This window comes from Methylobacillus methanolivorans (assembly GCF_044751345.1).
Classification (GTDB): Bacteria; Pseudomonadota; Gammaproteobacteria; order Burkholderiales; family Methylophilaceae; genus Methylobacillus; species Methylobacillus methanolivorans.
Map to the genome: position 1 here is coordinate 99059 of NZ_JBIWXY010000001.1, position 22851 is coordinate 121909.

Below are 22851 nucleotides of genomic sequence, written 5' to 3' on the forward strand. Positions count from 1 at the left end.
CCCTATTTTTGGACAGATCAATACTATGCAATTTTCTGAACACTGGCTGCGCCAATTTGTAAATCCAACCCTGGATAGCCAGGGTCTGAGCCACGCTCTCACGATGGCGGGTCTGGAAGTGGAAGAGCTGGAGCCGGTTGCTCCTGATTTCACCAAGGTTGTTGTGGCGGAAATCATCAGTGCCGAGAAGCACCCAGACGCTGATCGCCTGCAAATCTGCAAGGTCAACGTCGGTGCCGCCGAGCCACTACAAATCGTATGCGGTGCGACCAATGCGCGCGCTGGGCTCAAAGCGCCTTGTGCGCTGGTAGGTGCAGAGCTACCTGGCTTCAAGATCAAGCAGGCCAAGGTTCGCGGCGTTGAATCCTTCGGCATGATGTGCTCTGCCAAAGAGCTGGGCATGGCCGAGGAGAGTGAGGGCATATTAGAGCTGGCGGCAGATGCACAAGTAGGCCAGGATATTCGCGACTTATTCGACCTCAATGACAAGCTGCTCACCCTCAAGCTGACACCTAATCGTACCGATTGTCTCAGTATTGCCGGGATTGCGCGCGATGTGAGTGCCTTGACTGGCGCAACATTAGCGCTGCCTATCATTCACTCAGTACCAGCCAGCCATACACAGCAACTGGCCGTCAATGTGAACGAGCCAGCGGCTTGTCCGCGTTATGCAGGCCGGTTGATACAAGGTGTGGATGCCAATGCCGCAACGCCAGAGTGGATGGTACGCAGGCTGGAACGCAGTGGGATTCGCAGTATCAGTGCGATTGTCGATATTACCAATTACGTCTTGCTGGAGCAGGGCCAGCCCTTGCATGCTTTTGATGCAGACAAGCTCCAAGGCGGCATTCAGGTGCGTTATGCACGTCAAGGCGAAGAGTTGTTGTTGCTGAATGATCAGCAGCTAACTTTGAGCGATGAGTTTCTAGTGATCGCAGATGATCAGGGGCCTTTGGCATTGGCCGGGATCATGGGCGGCGAAGCGAGCGCGGTGGGTGATACTACCCGCAATATTTTTCTGGAAAGTGCATTCTTTGACCCTGCAGTGATCGTGGGCAAGGCGCGCCGATTAAATTTTTCTACTGACTCCTCTTATCGTTTCGAGCGTGGTGTTGATTTTGGCAATACCGTACAGGCTCTGGAGCGCGCCAGCCAATTGGTGCTGGAAATCTGTGGTGGTCAGGCAGCGCCAGTGACCGAGGTATTGCATCAGTTGCCTGAGCGTCCGGCCGTGCGTTTGCGCTTGAGTCGTCTAAATTCTGTACTGGGTATTACGCTGGATGCAACGCTGGTGGCTGCATTGCTTAAGCGCTTGGATTTCCAGTTTAAGCAGGTTGCAGACGGTGTCGAGGTGACGCCTCCTAGCTATCGTTTCGATATCAAGATTGAGGAGGATTTGATCGAAGAGGTAGCCCGCCTGCATGGATATGACAATATTCCGGCACTGGCACCACAGGATGAACAGCGCATGTTGCCATCGTCAGAGTCCAGGCTGAGCCGAAACAGTTTGCGCGATAGCTTGGCGGCCAGTGGTTACCAGGAGATTGTGAGCTACAGCTTTGTTGATGAAAGCTGGGAGCGTGACTTCCTTGGTAACGCTAATGCGATTGCCTTGAAAAATCCTATCGCGAGCAACCTGGGTGTGATGCGCACGGGGCTGTGGGCTGGCTTGATGGAAACCTTGATTTATAATCTCAACCGCAAGCAGGAGCGTGTGCGCCTGTTTGAAATTGGCTCGGCTTATTTTGCCGAAGATGCAGGGTATCGAGAGGTGGGCCGTATTTCTGGCCTGGCTTATGGCAGTGCTGAACCAGAACAATGGGCTGTGGCTGCGCGTGAAGTCGATTTCTTCGATGTGAAGGCGGAAGTAGATCTCCTGACCCATGGCCGCGCTCAATATGTCGCTGGACAACACCCAGCCCTGCATCCTGGTCAAACTGCGCAAATCTTGGTCAATGGCCAAGCTATCGGTTGGATAGGCAAGTTACACCCCAAGTGGCAACAGCATTATCAATTGCCCCGGAGCGCCATCTTATTTGAGCTGGATATTGAGCCTTTGCTGCAATCTCAGGTGGCATCATATGTGCAGGTAGGGAAGTTCCCTCCGGTACGTCGTGATATGGCTGTGGTGGTGGATGAATCTACTTCTATCCAGGCATTAATCGACACCATGCGGACTAGCAAAAATACCTTGATCAGCGACATTGCATTGTTCGATGTTTACCAGGGTAAAGGCATTGCTGAAGGGAAAAAAAGCCTTGCATTTCTTGTGCTTATGCAAGATACTCAAAAAACTTTGACCGATGCAGAAGCCGATGCAGTGATGGCCGAGTTGCTGGATTTATTGGCTCAGCAACATGGTGCATCATTAAGAAATTAGAATAAAGTAGTAGGGAAAGGTTTTGCATGACATTAACAAAAGCTGATTTGGCTGATTTACTGTTTGAACAAGTAGGTTTGAACAAGCGTGAAGCCAAGGACATGGTAGAAGCATTTTTCGAGGAAATCCGTACAGCACTGGAAGCTGGCGATAGCGTCAAACTCTCGGGTTTTGGCAATTTCGAGTTACGCCAGAAGTCTGAGCGCCCAGGCCGCAATCCCAAAACAGGCGAAGAGATTCCTATCACTGCTCGCCGCGTAGTGACTTTCCATGCTAGCCAAAAGCTTAAGAGCAAGGTAGAGGAGGCATATGCCGGAGCAAGCGCCTAAGGTTCAGCTCCCGCCGATCCCTGCAAAACGCTATTTCACCATTGGTGAAGTCAGTGATTTGTGCGGGGTCAAACCCCATGTGTTGCGATACTGGGAGCAGGAGTTCACCCAGCTCAAGCCCGTAAAGCGCCGTGGAAACCGCCGTTATTATCAGCATCATGAAGTCTTGCTGATCAGGCGCATACGTGAGTTGCTCTATGAGCAAGGCTTTACCATCAGTGGTGCGCGTAATCGCCTGGATGAAAGTAATGGCAATGGCTTGTCTCATGAAAGTAGTATTCATGAACCATCTGTTGCCGATATTCAAGTCGCTGCCGCTGTGCAATCAACTACTCCCGCGGTTGATTTTGCAGCACTACGTTCAGAACTGCGCGAAGTGCTGAATTTATTGAGTCCACACTGAATAAAGCCCTATTTTTACCTGTGCTAAATCCGGTATTTTTGATACAATCTTTTTCTTGTTTTTGGCCCTGCCGAAAACCTGGGTTCGGGGCGTAGCGCAGCCTGGTAGCGTACTTGCATGGGGTGCAAGGGGTCGTGTGTTCGAATCACACCGTCCCGACCAAAGTTTTATAAGAAAGTCCGTTTAATCATTCAGATATCGGGATTTTCTTGAGTTGATAAAAAGCCAGAATTTCTGGCTTTTTTTATTGCCGCAACGCTGTGAAAGGGTCGTTGGGTCACATGAGTTTAAAACTGCCGTTTGTCGAAGAAACGCGTTTTGGGAATTGGTTCCTCAATACCAATATGTGGCGTCTCAGAGTATTAGAGCGAGCATTGAATGACTTGCAGCGCTTGCTTCCCACAGGGCATCAGTATGCCCGTATCTTGGATGTAGGCTGTGGATTTGGACATTCATTTACTGCCTTGGCAAAACGATTCCAGCCGCTAGAGATCGTCGGATTTGATGCTGACCCTCACTTTCCAGCACGTGCACAGTCTCGAGCTCAAGCCTGCGAGGTGCCGGTTACATTGGTAGCTGGTAATGCATCGTTGATGCAGGGCCTGGAAGATAACAGCTTTGATATGGTGTTTTGCCACCAGACTTTTCACCATATTGTGAACCAGCAGGAGGCGATGGCAGAGTTTTTCCGTGTGCTCAAACCCGGTGGCGTGCTTTTGTTTGCTGAGTCGACCAAGCGTTATATTTATTCCTTGCAGATACGGCTGCTGTTTCGCCATCCCATGCATGTGCAAAAAACAGCGGAAGAATATATTGCCATGATCCGTCAGGCCGGCTTTACGCTCCCTGAAGAGCGTATTTCCTTGCCATTCTTATGGTGGAGCAGGCCGGATAGCGGTTTCTTTGAATGGATTGGAGTTCCTGTACCGGAAAAGCGGGAAGAAACCTTGGTAAATGCCGTGGCTATAAAGCCATTGTAGTTGTTGAAATCATGGGAATAATTGATCGACCAATTCCCGAATCTTTTTTTCTGCATCTATAAATTTCCCTAGGCTGGCCCCACCATTGCGTGAGTTGTAAGTGGCTTCCCCAATTGGCTTTGCTTGCTCGTATACCTTGATTTCAGCATATTCCATGTAAAGGGCCAGGTCCCAGCGCCAATTTGCAGTGTAAGTTGAGCTGATCGGGCACGTAGTTAATGAGGATGATGCGGGTAATTGCCGAGGATGATAACCCTTGCTCATCAGGCTTTGTTTATATGTGTCGAGAAAGCCAGCGCGTACTGCCGGGTTTTCAATAATACAAACTTCTTTTTCCTGAAGCACCTCTACGGGCTTGACCTTCTGATGGATAGCACACGCTGTCAGGTTGATCATCATCAGTGCAGGAATAATGTGTTTTAACATTTGAGTCATGAGTTGTTTTTCTGTAGGCATTGCCGTGGTGCAGCATCTAAGTTAGGGTGACTGCTATTGATAGAGGTAAATAAAGCTATTTAAGCTTGGCGACTTCGCCCTTCAGGGCAACGCCGGACATCAATGTACCGCTGCCACACATGTATTCTGTCTCGCTAGAGGTTTCCTGGTTTTTGTAATTGCTCTTGATCTTGATGACGGCATTGCCCCCTTCCTTGCGGGCGCGATCTTGTAATTCAAGTAATGCGCTTAGCAGTGTCCATTCACAGGCTTCACGGTCAGATTTATTGAAGCCATTGGTTTTCTTGTTGGTTTTCCATTCGCCGTAGTTCTTTTCTATGGCGGGCGTGGCTTGATTGCCAAAATACAATTTGATTGCAGGATCTAGTTTTTCCTTGGCGGCAGCGCTATTCAATGCCTCTTCGATCGGGTGCATTTTCTGGTCATCGCGGGCAAAAGCATGTGTGCCCGGCAACAGCATTGCTAATAGGGTGACGACCTGTACGGTATGTTTGAGCATATTATTCATGGTGTTTCCTCCTGAGGTATTTGTGGCAAGTGGGTGATTATAGGGATTGGAACAGTAAGCTGACATTGGTGCCGCCAAAGCCAAAACTATTGGATAGAACGCGATGTACGGATTGGTGAAGGGTTTCTTGCAGGATAGGCATGTTGCCGATAAGCGGATCGAGAGTCTCTATATTGCTACAACCTGCGACGAAGCTATCGCGCATCATCAGGATTGAGTAAATCGCCTCATGCGCCGCTGCCGCGCCAATCGGATGGCCAGTCAAGCCCTTGGTCGATGATATGAGTGGCAGGTGGTCCAGGAACACACTGCGAATGGCATTGAGTTCGGCAATATCGCCAAGCGGTGTGGAAGTCGCGTGAGCATTGATATAGTCAATATTGGCGGTATCGTGCCCAGCTAGTGCAAGCCGCATGGCACGTGCAGCACCATCTGCTGATGGCGTGACCATATCCATGCCATCAGAACAAGTGCCAAAGCCACTGATTTCTGCATAGATTGGAGCATGGCGCGCACGTGCGTGTTCCAGTTCTTCCAGCACCAATATGCCCGCACCTCCGGCAATGACAAAGCCATCGCGGTTGAGGTCATAGGGGCGTGATGCGCTGGCATCGTTGTATTTCACGGACAATGCGCCCATCGCGTCAAAAGGGGCGGTTGTTGCCCAGGTGGTTTCTTCTGTGCCGCCAACGATGACAATATCTTGTTTGCCAAACTGGATAAGCTCGGCACCATAACCAATGGCATGGCCAGAGCTGGCGCAGGCAGACGATATTGAGCAACTTATCCCTTCAATATTGAATGCGGTTGCAAGGGATGCTGAGGCGGTGCTACCCATGATGCGCGGTACGGCATAAGGCAGTATCTTATGCATGCCGTGCTGGCGCAGGTCATCCATGGCCTGCAGATGTTCCCATGGTGAGCCTACCCCTGAGCCAATCACTAGGCCGGTACGAGGCTGGCTGAGCAAAGATGGCGTTAGTTGGCTATCTGCAATCGCCTGGCTCGTGGCATGGTAAGCATACAAGGCAGCATCTGCCATGAAGCGTCGATGTTTGCGCGGGATAGGGGGCAGACTATGGATATCCGGTATGCCAGCCACCAGGCTGCGCAAGCCCATGCTGGCATATTCCGGTTGGTAGCGGATGCCAGAATGCCCTTGTTGCAGGGCTTGTGAAACGACATCCATCTCATTTCCCAGGCAGGAGACAATACCCATCCCACTAACAACTACTCTACGCATGCTTGCAGCAGGCTCCCTATCGTTTAGCGGCGCAATAATTCGCGGTCAATCGATTCGCGCAGTGCGGCAACCCATTTGTTATAAAACGGGTGGATATAGGTCGTGCTATCTTTTAATTCATATTTCATGTTGTCACTGCCGGAATACAGCAGTGAATATTGTGTTGCGGAATATAGAATCTTTACCTCAATCATGTGCTTATTGCGTACCACGAGCTTGGCAATGATCTCGCCGGGTTCTTTCTTGGTAATCGACCACTGGTTAATCCCAGCAGCGGTAATGATGGCTTGCTCGACATCACTGTCCTTGAGCGAAGCGCCGCTCGCCGAGGTAATGGCGATATTGTCCAGATTGATGGCTGGAACAGTAGAGCGGGCCAAGGCTGGCGTGCTCATGATGATGCTGGCGAGCAACAATAACAGGCTGAGCGTGGATTTCATTATATGTTTCCCCTTTTAGTCATTGTGATGATGGCTTGTTAATCGATACAAGTTTTCAAAATGATCGAAGTATTGATGCCACCAAAGGCAAAATTATTGCTCATGATATATTCCGCTTGCATATCGCGACCATGGCCCATGATGTGGTCAAGCTCTGCACATTGTGGATCGGGATGTTGCAAGTTCAATGTAGGCGCAAACCAGCCATCCTGCTGCATGGCGATTCCCCACCAGGCCTCAATCGCACCACAAGCGCCTAGGGTATGGCCCAGATAGCTTTTCATGGAGCTAATGGACACTCGGGTGCCAAATATCTGGTGAGTGGCATGGCTTTCGGCCATGTCGCCACGGTCAGTGGCTGTACCGTGTGCGCTGACGTAAGCAATCGCCTCCGGGGGTAACTGAGCATCTGCCAGTGCTTGCTGCATGGCGACCGCCATGGTTTCTGCTTCTGGCTGGGTGATATGACGGCCATCGGAATTAGTGCCAAAGCCCACAACTTCCGCATAAATGCGTGCTCCGCGTGCCTTGGCATGTTCGTACTCTTCCAGTATCAAGGTGGCAGCGCCTTCACCGACGACCAGCCCGTCACGGTCACGGTCAAACGGGCGTGGCGTAGTATGTGGCTTGGCGTTGGCACCGCTGGTGGCAAACAAGGTGTCGAACACGGCAGAGCTGGGCGCGGACATTTCCTCGGCGCCGCCAGCCAGCATCATGGTTTGCTTGCCATAGCGGATGGCTTCATAGGCATAGCCGATAGCCTGGCTGCCTGATGTGCAAGCGCTGGAGGTGGGAATGACGCGTCCTTTGAGGCCAAAATAGAGGCCGATATTGACTGCGGTGGTGTGCGGCATCATCTCGATATAGCTGGTAGAGGTGACGTTTTGCATGGAGCCGGTTTCCAGCATATGAGCAAATACCTTGACTGGGTCGACACTGCCGGAGGATGAGCCATAGGCAATCCCCATGCTGCCATTGCTGATGACTGGATCATTAAGTAAGCCAGCATCTTCCAGCGCCATTTCACTGGCACGCACCGATAGCAAAGCAACGCGACCCATGGAGCGCGTCATCTTGCGTGAGTAGTGGGCGGGTGTGGTGAAGCCATCGATAGGTGCTGCAATCCTGGTGTTTAGTGCTTCGATGTAATCCCACTCTGGCATCAAGCGCACTGCATTTTTCCCGGCACGCAACACCTGCTTGATCTCTTGCCAGTCTTGTCCCAGGGCAGTGATACCTGCCATGCCAGTTATGACAACGCGTTTCATTAGATGATCCCGCCGTTGACGCCGAGTACCTGGCGCGTAATGTACGATGCCTCGTCAGACATGAGGAACGACACTGCGGCCGCCACTTCTGCTGCATCCCCCACCCGGTTCATGGGGATGATCTTGAGGGCGTGCTCCAGGGACTCCAACTCTTCAGTCATGTCGGTGGCAATCAGGCCAGGAGCAACGCAGTTGACAGTGATTTTACGGCTGGCCAGCTCAACGGCAAGAGCCTTGGTGGCCCCAATCAGCCCGGCCTTGGCGGCACTGTAGTTGACTTGGCCGCGGTTACCCATGACACCGGATACCGAGGCCAGGGTGACTATTCTGCCACCCTGTTTCATGCGCACCATGGGCATGGTCAAGGGCTGTACAACATTGAAGAAGCCATCCAGGCTGGTATGGACGACATCATCCCAATCTTGCTCTGATAAGGCAGGGAATGCGCCATCCCGCGAAATGCCTGCGTTGCAGACGATGCCATAGTAGGCCCCATGATCTGCGACCATTTGCTCTAGCGCTTGTCGTGTGGTTGCACGGTCAGCAACATCAAATTGCACGATGTCGGCAGCGCCGCCTGTTGCTGTAATCTGCGTGACAACTTCTTCGGCTTCACGACGGCTGCTGCGGCAGTGAATGGTAACGGCAAAGCCTGCTTGCGCGAGCCGCAAGGCAATCGCCTTGCCAATACCGCGACTAGAGCCGGTGACCAATACGCGCCTCTTGTTGGCTTGGGCGTTCATGGCGTGTTTCCTTGTAAAAATGATTGAAAGTCTTCAGGCTCATAAACCTTGAGTGTCGCTTCAGCAACAACGCTTGCCGCGTTGCTGATGACGCAGTCATAAGCGCCTAAGCCACTATCGTCGCGAAAAGCAACACTGGCCTTGATCTCCAGAAGTGTATCGGCAGCAAACGCTGGAACATGAGCATGATAACGTCTGGTGCCTAGTAGTACGCCCTGTTTCGGTGGTAAGCCTTGCTGTTGCTTGAGCAGGCCGACATGGGCTGCAATGGTTTGCGCCATGAGCTCTATGCCCATCCAGGCTGGCATGTTGCCGTTTGGGTCGGCATACCAAGCCTGGGCTTGTGGTCGGTATGTTGCCATGGTGCATTCTGCGTCAAATGCCGTGATGTGATCGAGCAAGAGCATATCGCCGCTATGCATCAGCAATGTTTCTGGCGCGGGGAAAGCTTTAGGGGTAGGAGTCATCATGAGGATAGACCAATAATCAGGCTGGCATTGCTGCCGCCAAAGGCAAAGGAATTGCTCATGCAGATGCGGGGAGCCAAGCGGGTAGATTGGTCTACCAACTGAAGTCTTGGTAATGCATCGTCCCAAGCGTGATCCCAGCAATGTGGTGGCAGCATGCCATGTTGTAATGCCAGCCAGCAGAACGCCAGTTCAGTGGCACCTGCTGCTCCCAGCGTATGCCCAGTGAGCGGCTTGGTGCCGCTACAAGGTACGCCTTGGCTAAACACGCGGGAGACGGCATGACTTTCCATTTCGTCGTTTTTGAGTGTAGCCGTGGCATGCAGGTTGAGATAATCAATATCTTCAGGTTGCAGTTGCGCATCTGCCAGGGCGGCACGCATGGCGGACTCTGCGCCTTGCCCATCTGGCGATGGGGCTGACATGTGATAGGCATCGCTGGTTTCACCGATACCAAGCAGGGCAACATCACCCGGTTCACGACTCAGTAGGAACAATGCAGCACCCTCGCCGATATTGATGCCCTGACGATGTTGGCTCATGGGTTGGCATAAGGTGCTTGAGGTGGATTCCAGCGAGGTGAATCCCTGGATGGTCAGCGAGCACATGCTATCTACACCACCGACGATGACGGCATCGCAAATGTCGTGTTTGAGCAGATTGCGTGCCGATTGGAATGCCTTCGCGCTGGAGGTGCAGGCGGTGGAAACGGTATAAGCTGGCCCATGTAGCTCAAGGTACTGGCTGAGGAATAGCGCAGGTGCACCTAGTTCTTGTTGTAGATAGCGATAACCTGGGGGTAAGGTACCGCTTTGTTGCCATTGCCTGAGCGCAGCTTCTCCTTCTGCCATACCTGACGTGCTTGTGCCGAGCACGACTCCAATGCGGTGCCGTCCATATTGATGGATGGCTGCATCTACGATGGTGGCGATTTGCTGATAGGCAGTCAGTAGCAGTGCATTGTTATGGCTGGCCAAATGGGAAAGTGCAGCAGGTATCGTCACCAGTTCGCCACGGGCGCGGCCTACTATGGCGGGTTTGCCATTGCTCCACTGCGTGTCCTGCATGAGGCCGCTGGTGTTCCCCGAGAATAAGCCTTGTGCGACAGCCTCGGCACCACTGCCGAGGGCATTGATAATGCCTAAGCCATGCAAGTAATAGCCGCTACTCACGCGTAGCCTCCTCGCTAGCGCTTTCTAGCCGCTTGATATTGAGATGCAGGGAAGCTTCGGGCAGGCTGATCTGCATATCAGCGCCTGGTGTGTCCGGCTGTTCATAATGAATTTGCATGACCAGCTTGCCGCGATGAGTAATACTACGTTCATGGTCTTGCGTGCTGACCAGGGAGTTGTTATCCAGCCCTTGTTGCACGGCCTCGGCAGGCCAGAGTGCCAATTGCAGCAATGCCAGCATCATGGCAGGTTGGAGGCGCTGGTCTGGGGATTGCAGGGCGATCGTTGTCTGGTTGTCGTAACGCATGTGAATCAGCTTCTGGCCAAACGGGGTAAGGCCGACAAAATCCAGCTGTTGGGCATCGTTTTCTATTGATGCAATCATGGTCTCTTGCTGATCACGAAATCTCGCGACCACTTGTTGCTGCACTTCAAACGCTGGCGCCATGGTCGTGGCTTGCAGGCAATAGCGGCCACCGCCAGGCAGGCTGGTGCAGTTGGGCGAGGTGGATGCGCATGCGGTGAGGCAAGCCATCAATATGAGCAGTAATAGGCTAGGCATGTTGGTATTCATGGGCTGGCCGGTTTTTCAAGCTGTTGATCAAAGCTCAAGAGCATAGGGGCTAATAGGGCTGATATGGCGATGCCTAGCAGCAATGTCAGGCCAAAGCTTGATAATGCTGGCATTTGGCTGAATGCCAGCATACCGAAGGAAAGCAGGGTGGTGCCAGCGGAAAGCAGTACGCCTGCCAGTGTCGCGGCGCGATGAACACCGCCTTCACGCAGGAAAATGGCGTAATTCACGCCGATGCCCAGCATCAGCATCAGGCTCATCATATTGAATAAGGTGAGCGGGATGCCCAGGTAGCCAAATAGGCTCATCGTCACCACCATCGCCAGCAAGGTCGGCAGCAGGATCACCAGGGCGGGTCGCCAGCGATAACGTAATGCCAAGACGCCGAAGATCAGGGTGATCGCAATGGCTAGCCAGCCAATGCTCCATTGGCGATACTGATGGAAGAGTGCGCTTACGCTGCCGGCTTTGTCGACAAAAGTGACGCCTGGCAATCCCTGGGCCGCCTGGGCCAATACGCTGGTGTCTTCTATGCCTTGAGGCAACACGATACTGGCAAGGCCATGTTCGGTATTGCCCAGCCAGAGAAATTGATAGGGCTTAGCCAAAGGTTGATCTAGCCAGTGCTCCACAGTTAGCCAGTGATGATTGGCGTTTTGAAAGGCTTGGATTTGTGCGAGGGCAATTTCATCACGCAGGCCTGCTTCTGATAACAGCGCCTCAAAGCTTGGCTCATCCTGCATGATGGGCTGCCAAAGCGCCAGGTTTTCCTCCTGGCGCTGCTGAGAGGGCACAAAGCTACTGATAGCCTGGAAATGGCCTAGTGCTCCGCCCTGTACTAACACGGATAAGCGAGCGACCAAGGATTCCTCATGTTGCAGCAAGGTCTCTGTATCACGGCCTTCAACCAGGAAGAACTGGCTACTATTGTCAAAGCCAATGATGTGGCGAATGGCTTTTTCCTGCGCTACCAGATCAGCTGGCCTGGAAATCAGGATATGCACATCGTCATTGGCCTGCAGTTGCATCCATCCCGGTATGGCCAGCAACAGGATCAGCAGGCTGGCAAACAGGCAATGGCTAGGTCGTATCTGGTGTTGCCACTTCAGCAGGATATGCTGTGGCAGGGTAATGGCGCGGTTGACGTCACGTTGACTAGGCTGGCGCAGGAAGGCCGGTAGCAGCAGGAACACCGACAAGCAGGCTGCGCAGAGGCCGACCAGCGCGAACAGCGCAATTTGCGATAAGGCCGGGAAGGGGGCTAGTGCTAGCGCAGCATAGCCCATCAGACTGGTGACCAGGGCGATGATGAGCCCGGCGCGGATACGGCGTAAGCCCTGCATTGGCTCCCAGGTTTTCCCCGCACCGAGGTGAGCGGCGAAATACTGGATGGCATAATCAATGGCTTCTCCAATCAGGCTGGCACCAAATACCAGTGTGATCAGGTGTATATCGCCATACACAGCCAAGGTGATGGCCAAAGCGGCGCTGATGCCGAAACCGACAGATAGCAGGCCGAGCAGTAGCGGGCGGATTGAGCGAAACACCAGGAACATCAGGGCCAGCATGCCAAGTAGCGACACTATGCTGATGCGGTGCACTTCCGCTTCGGCATTTGCATGGGCTGCACCAGCGTAGAAGATCGTGCCTGTGCGCAGCAGTGTGGAATCCGGGGACTGTGCCAGCAAGTGCGTTTCAGCCTGGGAAACTGCAGCCATCACGCTGCGCTGCAATTCAGCACTGTAGGCAGAGCCAGTCAACTCTGCACTGACAAACACCCAGGTTTTGCCATCGATTTCACGGGTGAGCATGCCATTTTCAGGTTCTAGCTGCAGGCTTTTCAACGGCAGGCTGGCGATCCAGCGATCCATGAATCCCATGGGATCTTGCGCGATAGGCAGGCTGATGCCGAAGCGAAACGGGGCATACAGCTTATTTTGCAACTTGTCTTCCAGCAGGGGATAAGGGTGATCCGCGACTTGTTGCAACTGTTGGCGGTCTTCAGGGCTAAGCAACTGAAAGCGGTATGGCAGGAAGGTATTGGTCAGTGCTGCTGGGTCTAGTGGTGGAATATCTGCCAGCACATGACGGAATTGCCCGCTATTGCGCAAACTATCGGCAAATGCACGGGTCGCGGGGAATACTTGTTCGGAGTCAGGGTGGCCGATGAGGAATACTGCACGGTTGCCTGCTGCCTCGGCTAACTTGTTGACTGCTGTTTCCGCGACCGGATTACGTTCCGTTGTGGGCAGCAGGGCCAGCAGGTTGGTCTCAACCGGAAGCCGCCCCTGCATTTGCAAGGCGCAGCCCAATACGGCGGCAATGGCGAGTATCAGCCATACAATCGCGCGCCGCGTCAGGGCATCAAGCCGGGGAATGATCTTTGAATCAGCCATGGGATATTGACTGTACCAATGCGCTAGCGAATGACATCAAGAGCATCATTTTGTCTTGATGCTTTCCAGTAGTCGCAGGTCTTCGGCTGACGGGAGGCTGGTGGCCTGTGTATCGCTGAACTTGAGCAAGGTCTGGTCACCACTGGCTTCGTCGATATGAATGGTCTGAACGAATTGCCCACCGGTGAGCTGTAAGGCCGTGAGGAATTGACGCACTTGTGCTTGCTTCGGTTGCAGGGTGATATCCCATGCAGTCGGTTGGCCACTGGCCTTCACCTCAAATTGTGTTTGTAGCGTGGCGGTATCCGCACCGAGCATGGCGCGGAAGATACGCCCGACCTGTGCCAATCCTGGGATGTCTTTGATGCCGCGCTGCTTGCGGCTACCATCGGCGGCAATTTCCACGATCTGCTGCTCACCGAGAAGATAAGTGATGCGGTAGGGTTTTTCGATTTGCCACAGTACGCCATGGGCCCGAGAGTAAACTAGCCGACCTTCCGTGATCAATGGGCGTTTCAGGGCCGCCATTTGTTTATGCTGGGTGAATCTGGCTTGCACGACTTCATGCTGCGCGGTTTGTGAGGCAATCTGTGTGAGCAGGGCATCCTCAGCTGCCCAGGCATGCAATGGGCTAAACAGCGTAGCAAGCAATATAAAACGGCAAAGCATCAGGGGCATTATCGACATAGGGCTTGGATATTCTCGATCAAAACAGCGGGGGAAACGAATTGCAGCTCCATGCTAGAGGCTTCAATAGCCAGTTGGGTGGTGTAGCCTTTGGTCAGGCGTTCTCCCGACGCTGCATCGTGAATCGCGTATGCGATCTTGAGGCGGTTTTCATATTCCAGCAACGTTGCGGTCACCTGTAGTGTCTGGCCGTAAATCGCAGGCTTGATATATTTCAGGTGGCATTCCACAACTGGCCACAGGTAGCCTGAGGCCTGCATTTGCGGATAGTCGTAATTGAATTGCCGCAACAAGGCGCAGCGGGCAACCTCGAAATATTTCACGTAATGCCCGTGCCATGCCACGTTCATGGCATCAACATCGTGGAAAGGCACTTCCACTGTGATGGTGGCGCTGATCTCACTCATGCGAATACAACTCCCAGTGCTCGTTGCGGATGAGTTCACAGAAGTGGCGCAGTTCGGCTTCCAGCGGCCTGTCTTCATCCAGGAAGGCACTGTGCGACTGGCATTGCTTGATGAATGCAGCGACCTCTGCTGTTAGCGGGGTGGCTTGTTGCTGCTGGCGCAAGGCAATGCCTTGGCAGGTCGCCATGATCAATGCGGAGGCGACTTGCTCGGTCAGGGTTAGTACGCGTAGGCAATCGCGGGCTGCGATAGTTCCCATGCTTACCTTGTCCTGGTTATGGCACTCGGTCGAACGCGAGAATACGCTGGCTGGCATGGTGAGCTTGAGTGCCTCGGCCGTCCAGGCAGAAGCACCTATTTGCACGGCCTTGAAGCCATGATTAATGGCGGCTCTCTCGCCTTGGCTGCCGGAGAGGTTTTGCGACAGGCCGTGGTTGTAGCGGCTGTCTACCAATAGTGCCAATTGCCTGTCCATCAGGTCAGCCAAGTTGGCTACCGCATTTTTGAGGCTATCCATGGCAAAGGCGATATGCCCGCCGTAGAAGTGGCCGCCATGCAAAAGCTCTCCAGTGTCTGGGTCTATCAAGGGGTTGTCATTGGCGCTATTGAGCTCGTTTTCAATATCGCGTTGCATCCAGCCCAGGGCATCACGCGTAATGCCGATCACATGCGGCGCACAGCGAATCGAATAGCGGTCTTGCAGGCGAATGACGGCATTGCTTTCATCGGAGAGGTCAGCAAAAATCCAGGCGGCTGCTTGGTTCTGCCCGGCATGTGGTTTTGCGGCAAACAGGCGTGGGTTGAAATGGCCGCGATTGCCGAGTAACGCCACGGAGGCCATGGCGGTCAGGCGGCAGCATAGGCGGCTGAGATATTCTGCACGTTGCCAAGCAAGGCAGGCCAGAGCAGTCATCACCGCCGTGCCGTTCATGATCGCCAGCCCTTCCTTGGGCGCGAGCTTGATCGGGCTCAGTTGCAATGATTGCAGTACATCAGCCGCTGGCTGTAATCGGCCCCGGTAGCGCACTTCACGTTCGCCTACCAGGGCTGCGGCAACATAGGATAATGGCGTGAGATCGCCACTGGCGCCGACGGAGCCTTCTTCGGGAATCTGCGGCAGGATGCGGTGATTGATGAGGTGCGTGAGTTGTTCCAGCAGAGGCCAGCGCACCGCAGAGTAACCGCGCGCTAGTGAGTTGAGGCGGCAAACCAGCACGGCAAGCGTGGCTTCGTCATCAAGATAAGCTCCTAATCCGCAACCGTGGTAGCGCGTCAGGTGCAATGGCAGTTCCGCCACTAACTCGGGCGGTATATTGACGGTGCATGAATCGCCATAGCCAGTGTTAACGCCATATACACTGCCGTTGTTCTCAAGCAGTCCGGCAAGCAGATTCGCACCTTGCTCAATGCGCTGCCTGAATGCTGGCTCGGTGGATAGTGTTACGGCATGGCCGCCACGGGCTATCTGCAATACTTCTTGTATCGTCAATTGGCGCTGGCCAATGGTAACGCTGGCCGATGTTGCGGATAAATTTACTGGCTTATTCATAGGCTGGATGTCGTCTTGGTATTGGGTGAGGCAGCGTGTTGTGCCTGATTGCTAGCCCAGAAATCATAGAAATTAAACCATTCCAGCGGGGCAAGCCCACAATAATATTCCAGCCGTTGCGCGTAGCGCTGGATATATTGGCGCAAGGCTCCTTGCCTGTCTTGCCTGGGCAAGGTGATACGTTCAGCGAATGGTTCAAAATGGATATGGTAACGCTTGTCTTGCTTTAAGCAGAAAAACAGGTAAACCGGACATTCGAGCAAGCTGGCGAGCAGCCAGGGGCCTTGGGCGAATGGGGCCTGGCTACCGAGAAAGGACGCTGTGCTGATGCGACCGTTTTCTGCAGGAGGTGTCCTATCGCCGACAATGACCAGCAATTCGCCTTGATCTATCTTGTTCTTGAGCATGATGGCGGTATCTGCGCCAAAGCTAGTCACTTGTAACAGGTTGACCTGGAAGCGCGGATTGCTGCTGGCGAGTTGTCGATTGAATTTCTCCGCATGATCTGTGTAAACCACGGCGTTGATGGTGGTTTTATGTTGTAGCGATGCCAACGCACGCATCATTTCCAGGTTGCCCAGGTGCGCTCCGACCAACATGGCACCCTTGCCGGAGGCAAGCAATGCTTCCATTTCATCTTTGGCGGCAAACTCGGCATTGATGCTTTCTCCCATCCATGCACCTAGCTTATCAAGGCTGGCACGGGCAAACGCCAGCATGTGGCGATAGCTGGAGGTCCAGCGAGGGAGCGATGCCTGGGCTTGTGTGCCGTGGAATTGTTGCCAGCGTGCAAGGTAATCTGTTGACGCCTGCCGTGCCTGGCGATTGACCAGGAAAAAATAGGCGACGACAGGATAAAGCAGCCATGTGGCAACGGGTTTACCTAGCAGGCTATAGCTACGGGCGATGATGCTCATGCCAAGTGTGGAGCCGCGCTCTGGCGTTTTCGACCAATGCTGTACGGTGCTGGCTGCGGGAAAAAGCTTGCGCCGTAGCAGTGTAGGCAAACGCCATAGCATGCCAAAGAACAGCTTGCTGTGGGTTTTGCTGATGTTGAGGTTATCTGCCAGCATGCGGAAGTGCGAAATACCATCTTCTGGATAAATGACCCGGGTGCGGATGTTGTGGAACGGCAAGCCTTGCCAGGCTAGGTGCACAACAATGGCAATATCGAAATCCATGCGGCGGGGGATGTTGACCCGCTGTATCAGCGCACAAGTCGCAGCAAGTGGATAGAGGCGGAAGCCGCACATCGAATCTGCGATGGAGAACGATAATGTCTCCACCCAGACCCAGAAATGGGTGATATACCTGCCATACAACCGACCCTTGGGCACGGAATCATCATAGATTGGCTGCCCGCAGATGACTGCGTCTGCTTGCTGACTACCGGCTGCGAGAAAGCGGGGAACATCGGCGATGTCATGCTGACCATCTGCGTCAATCTGCAAGGCATGGCTGAAACCAGCGGCATAGGCTTGCTGCATGCCATGCATGACAGCTGCGCCTTTCCCACCATTGACCGGTAACCTGTGCAACTGTACCAATGCCTGTGATTCCGCGAGGGTGGCGAGGATATGCTGCGTAGTTGTGTCGCTGCCATCATCAACAATGAAGATAGGCAAGCCATAAGCCGTGAGCTTGCTGACCACCTGGCCTATGGTGGCGTGGTGGTTGTAGATCGGGATCAGGATGCAGGGCTTGAAGTTCATGACGCGACTGCCAGGACCACGACGCCAGAGGAAAAGGTCTTTTCATCCTGCTTGTAGGCAAACTCAAGGCGACCATTTTCGGCATGCCATTGCAAGTGCAGGTCCAGCTTTTGCCCAGGCTGGACAATTGCCTGGAACTTGATGTTGTCCATGCGGCAGAAGTCACCCTTTGCTTGTAAGGTTTTCCGCCCAAAATGGATGGCCCAATCCAGTTGCACGACGCCAGGCAGCAGGGGGTAATCGGGAAAATGGTTGGGAAAATAATGTAATTCCGGCTGTACCAACAGCGACAAGGTCACTGCATGCGCACCTTGATGCTGGATAGCCGTGATCTCAGGCAAGCGATTCATGTGCAGCTTGCTCCTCGAACAGGTGATAAATGGTATCCAGACTCAGCTTGCCGCGTTCATTCATAGGCAATGTATGCACAAAGCGCCAATATTTTGGCAATAGCACCAGATCGTAATGTTGTGCCAGGAACTGGCGTAGTTGCCTGACCCACTCAGGTTTGCTCACGCCCTGCCATTCATCCTGTTTGCTTGGGTTGAGCACCACGACAGCACCGATGGCTTGACGTTGGCGTTGCACGACGAGTGCAACGGATTGGCTTACCCAGGGATGGCTATCTAGCGTTTGCTCCATTGCAGCTAGCGATAGGCGTTTTTCTTCCAGCTTGACGATGCGATCCAAGCGGCCTTGCAGGGTAAAACGCTGGTCTGGGGCGATAGTGATGGCATCCTCCAGGCGAATTGGCGTTTCGTTGGCGAGGATGGGCGATTGTAGCAGTAGCGCGCTATCATCGTCCTGCGATACCTGCATGCCGGGAAAAGCCGTCCAGGCAGCATCTCTAGCCTGTTGCCGCCAGGCAATGCCACCAGTTTCCGTGCTGCCAAATATTTCCATCGGTGCTTGCCCATATTCCTGGGTGTAGCGTTGGGCTATGTCATGGCCTAAAGGGCCGCCAGAGGAAAAAATCATCTTCACCTGCGACGATAACGCGGCTAGTGGCAGCAGCGCTGGCAGCCTTGAGAGTTGGGCCGGGCTGGAGACCAAGATGCAATCGCCTAGTAGTATGCTACGTTGCAGGAGGTGATCGGGCAGGGTGGCGGTAGCGCAATCGAAAATACGACCTCTGGCCAGAGGCCACAACAAGCGAAATAACAGGCCATAGATATGGTGGTGAGGCACACTGGCCACCACGCTGGCAGCGCCTATTTGCGCTCCCCATAATTGCTCCAGAATAGCAATCTCGCGCTCAAAGTGTGCCAGCGTCTTGCTGATGATCTTAGGGTTACCGGTAGTGCCTGAGGTGTACAGGTGTAGATGGCATTGCTCGCTGTCCAGCGGTGGGAGTGTTGGCGTGTCGTTAACAGGCAAGATGCTGCTGGCATTGTTCATGGATGCACGCTGCATCGAGTGGATGGTGCCAGCCTGAAAATTGGGCGGGATGACGACTTCCTTGCCCGCGTGCCACAAGGCAAATAGACGTACCAAGAATGGAAGTGGAGAGGGCTCCGCAAGTAGCCAGCGTTTCTCAGGCTGGGCACGATATGCTACTGACAATGCGGCGATATGTTCACGCAAGGTGTCATATGCAATGTATTGTTCGCCATCGTGGCAAATGCGTTGCGGCGATGGGTGGGTTGTGCTGAATATCTGGCTGAGCAGGAGAGTGGTCATCAGCGCTCCTTGTTCAGGATGTGGTGGCGCCATAACCATTCCCCAGCTAGTAGCAGGCCCATGAAGATGTAAGAAATCACACCGTTGTACAGCACCCAGAAAGCGCGACTGCCGTATAGCGCACTATAGAGGGCAATGCTGCCATTCAGAGCAAAGAATCCGCACCATAGCCAGGTAACCTTGCGCGTATAGGCAATGGCAGCCGTCGGCAGCTGAGGGTCTTGCACGCGCGCGATCATTTCTATCATGCTAGGCGGGCATTTCAGCGTGACGGCAAACAGGATCAGCATGCCTATGCTAATCAGGGCAGGATAGCTGCGTAGCAGTTCTTCGTCGTTGCTAATGCTGGTGGCAATGATCCAGGTCAGTAGCGCCAATGCGAGTAGCTTTTGTAGTCGTGAACATTGCTTTAACAACTTCGGTAGCTTGTTGCGCCATCTCAGCAGCAGCGCGATGCCTAATATCATGGCGAGGTATCGTGGTTCGATAAATTGCAGTCCAAGAAACATCAGGACTGGATAGCCAACCCAGAGCCAGGCGATGCCTGGTTTGATGGATACCGGACTATTTGCCATTCATCAGGCGGCGAGCAGGGTATGCACCGTGGCGACAACATCACCTACCGTACGTACGGATTTGAAGTCCTCGGGCTTGATGCGCTTGCCTGTCATGGTTTGCAGCTTAATGGCCAGGTCAACCGCATCAATACTATCCAGGTCCAGATCCTGGAATAGGTGAGTATCCATGGTGATACTGTCTGTATCGACTTCAAACGTGTCTTTGAAAATGGTTTTCAGTTGTTCAAGAATTTCTGCATCGGTCATTTGATGTTCCGTATTTATTATTGTGCATATTGCCTGGGGTGTTGCATTTCCCTAACCTAGGCAATTGCGGGGCGAATTAATTACTTTGCTGCGCGACAAATTTAGCCAAACTGCTGACAGATTGGAAGTGCTCGCGGTTATTGGCATTGTTCGCCTCAATCGAGAGATTATATTGCTTGCGCAAGGCAACACCCAGTTCCAGTGCATCTATCGAATCCAGTCCTAGCCCGCTGGCCTCGAACAATGGGGCATCGTCTTCAATATCGTTGACCGTGATATCTTCCAGATCAAGCGATTTGATGATGAGTGCCTTGATCTCCTGACGTAGTGCTTCCATGTGTGCTGAGTGCCTCGGTAAAGTATTGTTCCAATCGGTTTGTCACCTGGCGTGCCGCCAGGCTGGGAGGATCGCCAGGGTTAGCCCACTGGTCTATTCTTATCGGGTCAATAACTCGGATCTGTAGAAAAACCTTCCTGGGCGGAATTTTATACCACTTTTCCCCTTTGGTTAATGTAGGGGGGCTGCAACTGATCAGCACAGGCGTGACAGGGAGTTTACCGTGCATGGCAATGTAGGCTGCACCACGTTTGAACTTTAATGGCTTGCCAGGGACGCTGCGGGTGCCCTCGGGAAAGATGATCAAGGGTGTGCCCTGCGCAATATCATCTGCGCATTGTGCTACCAGTGCTTCGGGATCATCGTTGCTGATGTAGTTGGCTGCCTTGACCACCCCACCGATAAAAAAGTGCTGCCACAAGGCTTGTTTGACAACGCAATTGGCATTGGGCATCAACGCAATCAAGGCAACGACGTCAATCAGTGTCGGATGGTTGGTGAGCACCAGGCAACTAGGGGTGGCAGCCAGCTTTTCTTGATTGATCATGTCGATTTTCAGCAACCCCAGAGCTTGCATGAGCCATAGAAATAAGCGAAAGGCTAGGCTGATGATACGCCGTGCTTTTCTGGGACGTGATTTCGCAGGGAGCAAAAACAGCAAAGGAAACACCAGCAGGCTGAGTAGCAGCGCCCCTAGGCTGAAGCTCATGAAGCAGAAGCCCGTGGCGATCAAGCGCCAAATATAACTAAGCTTGTTTTTCATCGAGTTGCCATTCCCAACGTCTGCATTCTCCTTGCCAACTGGCGCTGCCATGCCGTAGGCAATCTATCATCGCCATGGATTGTGCCTGTTGGCTCTCTGGTTCAGTGCGGGGCGTGATCCGGCAGGCCAGTGCGTGTGTCGTCAGCACGTTGAACAGCATGGCTACTGCATGCGCCGGCATATCTGCATCGCTGGTTTGGTAGATGGCAGGCGGTGGTTCATCGGCATAGATAAACAAGATGGGTGTCGCGGGCTGGTTGAGCATCTGCATGTGGGCTTCCAATAGCCCGAAGCCCAGGCTGGATGCACTGGCTGCAATGGCGGTATTCGGTGCATGATTGCTGGTGGCAATGGAATAGGCGCCTACTGTGGCATTCAGCACCGACATGCTGAAACTGGTCGGCGAAGGAGGTTCTCCTTCTAGCATTTGAAGCAATTGTGTCGTGGTGCGGCTGATGTCTCCATTGCGTGAGGCAAAAATGATGCGACAGCCGGGATATGCACTGGCACATCGGTGTGCAATCGACAACACTTGTTTTGCCAGTGGGCTCAGCTTGCGTCGTAAGCTTGATTCGATGAATTGCAGTTCCAGTGCGGGTGGCTCATCCATGCCCTCATGCCAGTATGCCCAGGAGGCGAGCGGCATTGACCACTGGATGGTCTTGTTCTCAGAGGGTGTCACAGCAGGTTTGTCCCAGGCATTGAATAGTGAGCATTGAAAAACCTCGGGATTATACCGTTTTCATCGGATTACCCATTCTTCCAGGCAACGGCAAAAATTGCTTGTTGTTCCCTGTCATGGATGGTGTCGTTCACGATGTTCCAGTTTTCTGTACTGCCCAGTGAGATTGGCAACTGGATGAGTTGCCCTGCAGGAGAGACAGCGATCTCGGATAGTGTAATTGCAATACCTACACCTATTGCCTTCACTATTGCCTCTTTGCGGCACCAGATAGTGAGGCCACGCCGATCACGCTCCGTATCTTGTGCTGCCATCAACCATGTTGTTTCCTTAGGGTGAAACACTTCCGCTGCAAAAGCCTCCCAATCCCTATGCCTGATGGCTTCAATATCCACCCCCAGTAAGCTGATCCCTTCAGTGTCTAGACTCAGGCTACTGGCCGCCCAACCATGGGAGTGCGCTAGGCTGATTGCCGGAGATGGTTGGGAAGTAAGATAGGGTTTGCCTAGAGATGTTTTACTGAGTGGTAGAGATTCCAGCGTGTAATCCTGATCAAGAGTCTCTGCTAGCTGCGAGATCAGCAATTGACGCACTTGCTGTGATTGATGACGGCGTTGTTCCTGGCGTTGTGGAAAAGGTAGTTGGAATGCAATCCTTAAGTCTATGCTGGATGATGCCTGACTTTGTGTGGCTACATTCCCAATAGAATCAATGGATAGTCGGTGAAGCAAAGGGTGATCCTAAGGCGGAAGGGTGAATCATATGGGCAGAAGCAGCGACAAAAATTAGACTAGGTAGTATATTAACGAAAAAGCAGGTACGGGATGTATATCCCGAGATCAAATCGTGGC

General features: G+C 53.2%; 26 protein-coding genes and 1 tRNA gene. 5 read left to right on the forward strand and 22 right to left on the reverse strand.

Annotation, left to right across the window (positions count from 1 at the left end; all coding sequences use genetic code 11):
* Window positions 1-25: 25 nt before the first annotated feature.
* From pheT to ACIKP9_RS00515, 5 genes are all read left to right on the forward strand, one after another.
* On the forward strand, window positions 26-2380 hold the full coding sequence (pheT, locus tag ACIKP9_RS00495; RefSeq protein ID WP_400877849.1) for a phenylalanine--tRNA ligase subunit beta: 2355 nt from the start codon (window positions 26-28) through the stop codon (window positions 2378-2380).
* A 26-nt stretch (window positions 2381-2406) separates the two neighbouring features.
* A complete protein-coding gene (locus tag ACIKP9_RS00500) occupies window positions 2407-2709 on the forward strand; it encodes an integration host factor subunit alpha (RefSeq protein WP_226757146.1) in 303 nt (100 codons plus the stop codon).
* Entirely contained in the window at window positions 2690-3112 is a 423-nt protein-coding gene (locus tag ACIKP9_RS00505; RefSeq protein WP_400877853.1) for a MerR family transcriptional regulator, read from the forward strand. The genes ACIKP9_RS00500 and ACIKP9_RS00505 overlap by 20 nt, the downstream gene beginning before the upstream one ends.
* An 85-nt stretch (window positions 3113-3197) precedes the next feature.
* Window positions 3198-3274, forward strand: a tRNA-Pro gene (locus ACIKP9_RS00510).
* A gap of 119 nt (window positions 3275-3393) precedes the next feature.
* On the forward strand, window positions 3394-4092 hold the full coding sequence (locus ACIKP9_RS00515) for a class I SAM-dependent methyltransferase (RefSeq protein ID WP_400877856.1): 699 nt from the start codon (window positions 3394-3396) through the stop codon (window positions 4090-4092).
* A 9-nt stretch (window positions 4093-4101) separates the two neighbouring features.
* On the opposite strand, the gene ACIKP9_RS00520 is transcribed toward ACIKP9_RS00515, so the two are convergent.
* The 22 genes from ACIKP9_RS00520 to ACIKP9_RS00625 all read right to left on the reverse strand — a co-directional run bounded on the left by ACIKP9_RS00520 (window position 4102) and on the right by ACIKP9_RS00625 (window position 22731).
* Entirely contained in the window at window positions 4102-4548 is a 447-nt protein-coding gene (locus tag ACIKP9_RS00520; protein ID WP_400877859.1) for an Sbal_3080 family lipoprotein, read from the reverse strand.
* Between the two features lie 55 nt (window positions 4549-4603).
* Window positions 4604-5056, reverse strand: a complete 453-nt coding sequence (locus ACIKP9_RS00525; RefSeq protein ID WP_400877862.1) for an excinuclease ABC subunit A — start codon at window positions 5054-5056, stop codon at window positions 4604-4606.
* Window positions 5057-5093: 37 nt separating this feature from the next.
* Window positions 5094-6299: a beta-ketoacyl synthase N-terminal-like domain-containing protein gene (locus ACIKP9_RS00530; protein ID WP_400877865.1), complete on the reverse strand. Its 1206-nt coding sequence runs from the start codon at window positions 6297-6299 to the stop codon at window positions 5094-5096.
* A gap of 23 nt (window positions 6300-6322) precedes the next feature.
* Window positions 6323-6739: a hypothetical protein gene (locus tag ACIKP9_RS00535; protein WP_400877868.1), complete on the reverse strand. Its 417-nt coding sequence runs from the start codon at window positions 6737-6739 to the stop codon at window positions 6323-6325.
* A gap of 38 nt (window positions 6740-6777) precedes the next feature.
* Window positions 6778-8007 (reverse strand): beta-ketoacyl-ACP synthase, encoded by a 1230-nt coding sequence (locus ACIKP9_RS00540; RefSeq protein WP_400877871.1) that lies wholly within the window; start codon window positions 8005-8007, stop codon window positions 6778-6780.
* The gene (locus tag ACIKP9_RS00545; RefSeq protein WP_400877874.1) at window positions 8007-8750 is read right to left on the reverse strand and encodes a 3-ketoacyl-ACP reductase FabG2; all 744 of its coding nucleotides are present in this window, start codon (window positions 8748-8750) and stop codon (window positions 8007-8009) included. The genes ACIKP9_RS00540 and ACIKP9_RS00545 overlap by 1 nt, the downstream gene beginning before the upstream one ends.
* Entirely contained in the window at window positions 8747-9220 is a 474-nt protein-coding gene (locus ACIKP9_RS00550; protein WP_400877877.1) for an ApeP family dehydratase, read from the reverse strand. Before ACIKP9_RS00550 ends, ACIKP9_RS00545 begins: the two co-directional genes overlap by 4 nt.
* Window positions 9217-10389, reverse strand: coding sequence for a beta-ketoacyl-[acyl-carrier-protein] synthase family protein (locus ACIKP9_RS00555; RefSeq protein WP_400877880.1), 1173 nt, complete (start codon window positions 10387-10389; stop codon window positions 9217-9219). Before ACIKP9_RS00555 ends, ACIKP9_RS00550 begins: the two co-directional genes overlap by 4 nt.
* A complete protein-coding gene (locus tag ACIKP9_RS00560; RefSeq protein WP_400877882.1) occupies window positions 10382-10951 on the reverse strand; it encodes a DUF3261 domain-containing protein in 570 nt (189 codons plus the stop codon). Before ACIKP9_RS00560 ends, ACIKP9_RS00555 begins: the two co-directional genes overlap by 8 nt.
* A gap of 8 nt (window positions 10952-10959) precedes the next feature.
* Window positions 10960-13359 (reverse strand): MMPL family transporter, encoded by a 2400-nt coding sequence (locus ACIKP9_RS00565; protein ID WP_400877885.1) that lies wholly within the window; start codon window positions 13357-13359, stop codon window positions 10960-10962.
* A gap of 45 nt (window positions 13360-13404) precedes the next feature.
* Window positions 13405-14046, reverse strand: coding sequence for a LolA family protein (locus ACIKP9_RS00570; protein WP_400877888.1), 642 nt, complete (start codon window positions 14044-14046; stop codon window positions 13405-13407).
* Window positions 14037-14453, reverse strand: coding sequence for an acyl-CoA thioesterase (locus tag ACIKP9_RS00575; RefSeq protein WP_400877891.1), 417 nt, complete (start codon window positions 14451-14453; stop codon window positions 14037-14039). The genes ACIKP9_RS00570 and ACIKP9_RS00575 overlap by 10 nt, the downstream gene beginning before the upstream one ends.
* Complete coding sequence (locus ACIKP9_RS00580) at window positions 14446-16002, reverse strand: HAL/PAL/TAL family ammonia-lyase (protein ID WP_400877894.1); 1557 nt, start codon at window positions 16000-16002, stop codon at window positions 14446-14448. Before ACIKP9_RS00580 ends, ACIKP9_RS00575 begins: the two co-directional genes overlap by 8 nt.
* The gene (locus ACIKP9_RS00585; protein ID WP_400877897.1) at window positions 15999-17714 is read right to left on the reverse strand and encodes a glycosyltransferase family 2 protein; all 1716 of its coding nucleotides are present in this window, start codon (window positions 17712-17714) and stop codon (window positions 15999-16001) included. Before ACIKP9_RS00585 ends, ACIKP9_RS00580 begins: the two co-directional genes overlap by 4 nt.
* Window positions 17711-18064: an ApeI family dehydratase gene (locus ACIKP9_RS00590; protein ID WP_400877900.1), complete on the reverse strand. Its 354-nt coding sequence runs from the start codon at window positions 18062-18064 to the stop codon at window positions 17711-17713. The genes ACIKP9_RS00585 and ACIKP9_RS00590 overlap by 4 nt, the downstream gene beginning before the upstream one ends.
* Window positions 18048-19394, reverse strand: a complete 1347-nt coding sequence (locus tag ACIKP9_RS00595; protein ID WP_400877902.1) for an AMP-binding protein — start codon at window positions 19392-19394, stop codon at window positions 18048-18050. The genes ACIKP9_RS00590 and ACIKP9_RS00595 overlap by 17 nt, the downstream gene beginning before the upstream one ends.
* Window positions 19394-19969, reverse strand: a complete 576-nt coding sequence (locus ACIKP9_RS00600; protein ID WP_400877904.1) for a COG4648 family protein — start codon at window positions 19967-19969, stop codon at window positions 19394-19396. The genes ACIKP9_RS00595 and ACIKP9_RS00600 overlap by 1 nt, the downstream gene beginning before the upstream one ends.
* 3 nt (window positions 19970-19972) lie before the next feature.
* Window positions 19973-20218, reverse strand: coding sequence for an acyl carrier protein (locus ACIKP9_RS00605; protein ID WP_400877907.1), 246 nt, complete (start codon window positions 20216-20218; stop codon window positions 19973-19975).
* Window positions 20219-20294: 76 nt separating this feature from the next.
* The gene (locus ACIKP9_RS00610) at window positions 20295-20555 is read right to left on the reverse strand and encodes a phosphopantetheine-binding protein (protein WP_400877910.1); all 261 of its coding nucleotides are present in this window, start codon (window positions 20553-20555) and stop codon (window positions 20295-20297) included.
* Window positions 20506-21318, reverse strand: coding sequence for a lysophospholipid acyltransferase family protein (locus ACIKP9_RS00615; RefSeq protein WP_400877912.1), 813 nt, complete (start codon window positions 21316-21318; stop codon window positions 20506-20508). Before ACIKP9_RS00615 ends, ACIKP9_RS00610 begins: the two co-directional genes overlap by 50 nt.
* The gene (locus ACIKP9_RS00620; protein WP_400877915.1) at window positions 21302-22000 is read right to left on the reverse strand and encodes a beta-ketoacyl synthase chain length factor; all 699 of its coding nucleotides are present in this window, start codon (window positions 21998-22000) and stop codon (window positions 21302-21304) included. The genes ACIKP9_RS00615 and ACIKP9_RS00620 overlap by 17 nt, the downstream gene beginning before the upstream one ends.
* Before the next feature lie 68 nt (window positions 22001-22068).
* Complete coding sequence (locus ACIKP9_RS00625; protein ID WP_400877917.1) at window positions 22069-22731, reverse strand: 4'-phosphopantetheinyl transferase family protein; 663 nt, start codon at window positions 22729-22731, stop codon at window positions 22069-22071.
* Window positions 22732-22851: the final 120 nt, after the last annotated feature.

Excerpts from the sequence above, each read along its gene's own strand:
- pheT (WP_400877849.1), top strand. The coding sequence starts at position 26 with ATGCAATTTTCTGAACACTGGCTGCGCCAATTTGTAAATCCAACCCTG.
- ACIKP9_RS00500 (WP_226757146.1), top strand. The coding sequence starts at position 2,407 with ATGACATTAACAAAAGCTGATTTGGCTGATTTACTGTTTGAACAAGTA.
- ACIKP9_RS00505 (WP_400877853.1), top strand. The coding sequence starts at position 2,690 with ATGCCGGAGCAAGCGCCTAAGGTTCAGCTCCCGCCGATCCCTGCAAAA.
- ACIKP9_RS00515 (WP_400877856.1), top strand. The coding sequence starts at position 3,394 with ATGAGTTTAAAACTGCCGTTTGTCGAAGAAACGCGTTTTGGGAATTGG.
- ACIKP9_RS00520 (WP_400877859.1), bottom strand. The coding sequence starts at position 4,548 with ATGCCTACAGAAAAACAACTCATGACTCAAATGTTAAAACACATTATT.
- ACIKP9_RS00525 (WP_400877862.1), bottom strand. The coding sequence starts at position 5,056 with ATGAATAATATGCTCAAACATACCGTACAGGTCGTCACCCTATTAGCA.
- ACIKP9_RS00530 (WP_400877865.1), bottom strand. The coding sequence starts at position 6,299 with ATGCGTAGAGTAGTTGTTAGTGGGATGGGTATTGTCTCCTGCCTGGGA.
- ACIKP9_RS00535 (WP_400877868.1), bottom strand. The coding sequence starts at position 6,739 with ATGAAATCCACGCTCAGCCTGTTATTGTTGCTCGCCAGCATCATCATG.
- ACIKP9_RS00540 (WP_400877871.1), bottom strand. The coding sequence starts at position 8,007 with ATGAAACGCGTTGTCATAACTGGCATGGCAGGTATCACTGCCCTGGGA.
- ACIKP9_RS00545 (WP_400877874.1), bottom strand. The coding sequence starts at position 8,750 with ATGAACGCCCAAGCCAACAAGAGGCGCGTATTGGTCACCGGCTCTAGT.
- ACIKP9_RS00550 (WP_400877877.1), bottom strand. The coding sequence starts at position 9,220 with ATGATGACTCCTACCCCTAAAGCTTTCCCCGCGCCAGAAACATTGCTG.
- ACIKP9_RS00560 (WP_400877882.1), bottom strand. The coding sequence starts at position 10,951 with ATGCCTAGCCTATTACTGCTCATATTGATGGCTTGCCTCACCGCATGC.
- ACIKP9_RS00565 (WP_400877885.1), bottom strand. The coding sequence starts at position 13,359 with ATGGCTGATTCAAAGATCATTCCCCGGCTTGATGCCCTGACGCGGCGC.
- ACIKP9_RS00570 (WP_400877888.1), bottom strand. The coding sequence starts at position 14,046 with ATGTCGATAATGCCCCTGATGCTTTGCCGTTTTATATTGCTTGCTACG.
- ACIKP9_RS00575 (WP_400877891.1), bottom strand. The coding sequence starts at position 14,453 with ATGAGTGAGATCAGCGCCACCATCACAGTGGAAGTGCCTTTCCACGAT.
- ACIKP9_RS00580 (WP_400877894.1), bottom strand. The coding sequence starts at position 16,002 with ATGAATAAGCCAGTAAATTTATCCGCAACATCGGCCAGCGTTACCATT.
- ACIKP9_RS00585 (WP_400877897.1), bottom strand. The coding sequence starts at position 17,714 with ATGAACTTCAAGCCCTGCATCCTGATCCCGATCTACAACCACCACGCC.
- ACIKP9_RS00590 (WP_400877900.1), bottom strand. The coding sequence starts at position 18,064 with ATGAATCGCTTGCCTGAGATCACGGCTATCCAGCATCAAGGTGCGCAT.
- ACIKP9_RS00595 (WP_400877902.1), bottom strand. The coding sequence starts at position 19,394 with ATGACCACTCTCCTGCTCAGCCAGATATTCAGCACAACCCACCCATCG.
- ACIKP9_RS00600 (WP_400877904.1), bottom strand. The coding sequence starts at position 19,969 with ATGGCAAATAGTCCGGTATCCATCAAACCAGGCATCGCCTGGCTCTGG.
- ACIKP9_RS00605 (WP_400877907.1), bottom strand. The coding sequence starts at position 20,218 with ATGACCGATGCAGAAATTCTTGAACAACTGAAAACCATTTTCAAAGAC.
- ACIKP9_RS00610 (WP_400877910.1), bottom strand. The coding sequence starts at position 20,555 with ATGGAAGCACTACGTCAGGAGATCAAGGCACTCATCATCAAATCGCTT.
- ACIKP9_RS00615 (WP_400877912.1), bottom strand. The coding sequence starts at position 21,318 with ATGAAAAACAAGCTTAGTTATATTTGGCGCTTGATCGCCACGGGCTTC.